Below are 3,128 nucleotides of genomic sequence, written 5' to 3'. Positions count from 1 at the left end.
GAGCGACCCGCCAGACGCTCACCGAGATGCAGCTGCCCAGTGCCGAGGACGTCAACGTGACACGGCTCGCCCGCTTCGACGACCGCATCACCGCCGCGCTCGGCGAGACCGAGCGCATCGACGGATTCCGCGACATCATCGCCCACTACGTGCGCCACCACGATGTCCCCGAAGCGGATGTCGCCGCAGCGCTGGCGGTCGTGGCGCAGGGAGAGTCTCCGCTGCTGCTGGAGCCGGAGCCCGAGCGCCCGGTGCGAAGCCCCCGTCCCGAGCGAGAGGGGCGCTTCGATCGGGAGGGCGGCCGCCGGGAGGACCGGCGGCAGCGGACGTCCGAGGGCATGACCACTTATCGGATCGCCGTCGGCAAGCGCCAGCGGGTGGAGCCGCGGCAGATCGTCGGGGCGCTCGCGAACGAGGGCGGGCTGCGTCGCGGCGACTTCGGGGCGATCCAGATCCGGCCGGACTTCTCGCTCCTCGAGCTGCCGGCGGATCTCTCGCGTGAGACGCTCGACCGCCTCGCCGAGACACGGATCTCGGGCAAGCTGATCGACCTGCGACTCGACACCGGCGCGCCCACCCGTCGGCATGCGGATCGGGCCGATCGCCCCACCCGCAAGCCCCGCCACTCCCGCCGCGACGGGTGAGCGCGCGCCTGAGCAGAGCACTTCGGCGAGGCACGCCCGCGGGCGCTCAGCGGCGCCGGCGGCTCCACCAGGCGTATCCGGCGGCGATCAGCACGATCACAGTTCCCAGCCCGGCGATGAGCAGCACCTCCGCGAGATCGGATGACATCGTCTGCTCCTTGCGTTTCGACTCGCTCGGCTTGCTCAACGACCGATGACCGCGAGGCCGTCGGCGACCACGCGGCCGTCGTGGATGACGGTGCGGTCGGTGCCGCGGTCCATCACCGCGGACGTGGGCGTCTCACCGTCGACGATGACGAGATCGGCACGGTCGCCGGTGGCGACCCCCGGCCGGTCGCCGACACCCGTCACGCGCGGCACGTCGTGCGACATGATGCTGGCCCCGCCCATCGTGCCGACGGCGAGCGCGAGCTCGATGTGGTCGTCGCGGCGGAAGCCGTTGGTGAAGGCGAGCTGCCAGGTGCGGTCGAGCATGTCGCAGTCGCCGTAGGGGCTCCAGTAGTCGCGCTGGCCGTCCTCGCCGAGACCGATGCGCACGCCGGATTCGACGAGCTGCACGAGCGAGAGGTGGTTGCTCGTCGACGGCGCGACGGTCGCCATGGCGACGTCGAGCTCGGCGAACTCGTCGATGAGACGCCGCGACGTGGCCTCCGAGACGGCCCCGAGGTCGTAGGCGTGCGACATCGTCACCTTGCCCTGCATCCCGAGGGCTCGCGTGCGCTCGAGCACCAGGTCGGTGCTGAAGACGCCCAGCGCTCCCGGCTCGTGCAGGTGGATGTCGACCTCGACCTGGTACTTCTCGGCCAGCCCGAACACGATGTCGAGGTGGCGGGCCGGGTCGCGGTCGAGCTGGCAGGGGTCGATGCCGCCCATGACGTCGGCGCCCTCGGCGAGCGCCGCCTCGAGCACGTCGACGGTGCCCTCCTCGCGCAGGATGCCGGCCTGCGGGAAGACCATGATCTGCACATCGGCGTGCTCGGCGAAGCGCTCTTTCGCGGTGACCACGGAGTGGTACTTGTCGAGCTGGCAGTCGACGTCGACCTGGGCGTAGCTGCGCACGCGCGTGGTGCCCCTGGCGATCATCTGCTCGAGGGTTCCGGCGACGATCTGCGCGTGCGGGATATCGGTCTTGCGCCAGTTCTCGCGGTCGTTCATCATCATGCCCCACACGCCGGGCCGGCCGGTGTGCGGCCGGAACGGGAGGCCGATGCGGCTCGAGTCCAGGTGCACGTGCACGTCGCTGAAGGAGGGCAGCACGAGGCGGCCGCGGCCGTCGACCTCGTCGGCACCCACGGGCGCGTCGGATGCCGGGCGCACCTGGGCGATGCGGGCGCCCTCCACGACCACGTCGGACAGGTCTCCGCCCCACGGGCGCACATTGCGGATATTCATCAGACAATTCTCCCGTGGCGGTCGCCCGCCGACAAGCCGGGGCGATCGACACGCCGACGCGAGGACGCCCCGGGCATCCTGCCCGGGGCGTCCCGACTCCGCTGTTACGAGGCCAGTTCCTCGGCCGGCGGCGCGATCGTCGCCAGCGAGATCTGGCCGTAGTCCCACCCCTTGCGCCGGTACACGACGCTCGGGTGGTCGGTGCGCACGTCGATGAACAGGAAGAAGTCGTGTCCGACGAGCTCCATGCGATCGACGGCGTCCTCGACCGTCATCCACTCCGCATCGAAATGCTTGGTGCGGATGACGACGGGGGTGTAGTTCTCTTCATCCTCCGCCCCTGTGATGATCGGCACCTCGCCGGTCGCGACGGCGTGCAGCACGTCGGCGGAGGCGGGGTGCAGATCCGTTCCCTGGATGGCTCCTGTGCCCTTGTCGAGATGGGCCCCGCGCGGATGCTTGCGGGCTCCCACCCGCTTGTCCTTCGCGCGCCGGAGCTGCTCGGCGAGCTTGTCGACAGCGAGGTCGAGAGCCGTGAACTTGTCACCGTCCACTGCTTCGGCACGCACGAGCGGTCCCTTGCCGGTGAGCGTCAGCTCGACGGTCGAGTCCTCCCGCTGCCCGTTGTGATAGGCGCGGTGAGTGACCTTCACGTCCACACGCTGAGCGCGCGGGGCGAGGTGCTCGATGCGGGCGGCCTTCTCGTCCACGATTCCGCGGAACCGATCCGAGATGCTCACGCCCACGCCGACGATGCTGGTTTCCATCCTTGACCTCCTTGCTCCGGTCCGGCCGGGGAGGGACCGGACCATCGGTCGCCTTGTGTGCCCCCCACCGTAGTCGCGACTCCGGCCCCTGTCACGATGTTTTTCGGATCATTTCACCCGGCGGTCGCCCTGATCGTCACCCGCTCGGGTACCGGTCTCGTCTCGTCTCGGCGTGGCCGCCAGGGAGGCCACCGCGACCGATGCGGCCCCCGCGTCCAGCAGGGTCCGGCGTGCCTCCGCGAGGGTCGCCCCGGTGGTGACGACGTCGTCGATCAGCAGGATCGAGAGCCCCCGGACGTCCCCGGCGCGCAGGCTTCCCGCCACG

General features: G+C 70.5%; 4 protein-coding genes. 1 reads left to right on the top strand and 3 read right to left on the bottom strand.

The window, feature by feature from the left end; genetic code table 11:
* The coding region (locus VJR25_RS15410; protein WP_324116609.1) for a DbpA RNA binding domain-containing protein at positions 1 to 644 on the top strand (644 nt) is incomplete at its 5' end.
* Between the two features lie 183 nt (positions 645 to 827).
* Here the strand turns inward: VJR25_RS15410 and VJR25_RS15405 are convergent.
* From VJR25_RS15405 to VJR25_RS15395, 3 genes are all read right to left on the bottom strand, one after another.
* Positions 828 to 2,036 carry an amidohydrolase family protein gene (locus tag VJR25_RS15405; RefSeq protein WP_324116607.1) on the bottom strand — a complete coding sequence of 403 codons (1,209 nt, stop codon included), beginning with the start codon at positions 2,034 to 2,036 and terminating at the stop codon, positions 828 to 830.
* Between the two features lie 104 nt (positions 2,037 to 2,140).
* Complete coding sequence (gene hpf / locus VJR25_RS15400; RefSeq protein ID WP_324116605.1) at positions 2,141 to 2,803, bottom strand: ribosome hibernation-promoting factor, HPF/YfiA family; 663 nt, start codon at positions 2,801 to 2,803, stop codon at positions 2,141 to 2,143.
* A 108-nt stretch (positions 2,804 to 2,911) separates the two neighbouring features.
* A partial coding sequence (locus VJR25_RS15395; protein WP_324116603.1) for a phosphoribosyltransferase family protein occupies positions 2,912 to 3,128 on the bottom strand: 217 nt, incomplete at its 5' end.

The organism is Microbacterium sp., assembly GCF_035277845.1.
Taxonomy (GTDB): Bacteria; Actinomycetota; Actinomycetes; order Actinomycetales; family Microbacteriaceae; genus Microbacterium.
Note: the sequence above shows the minus strand (reverse complement) of the source record. Positions and strands in the feature narration are given on the sequence as shown.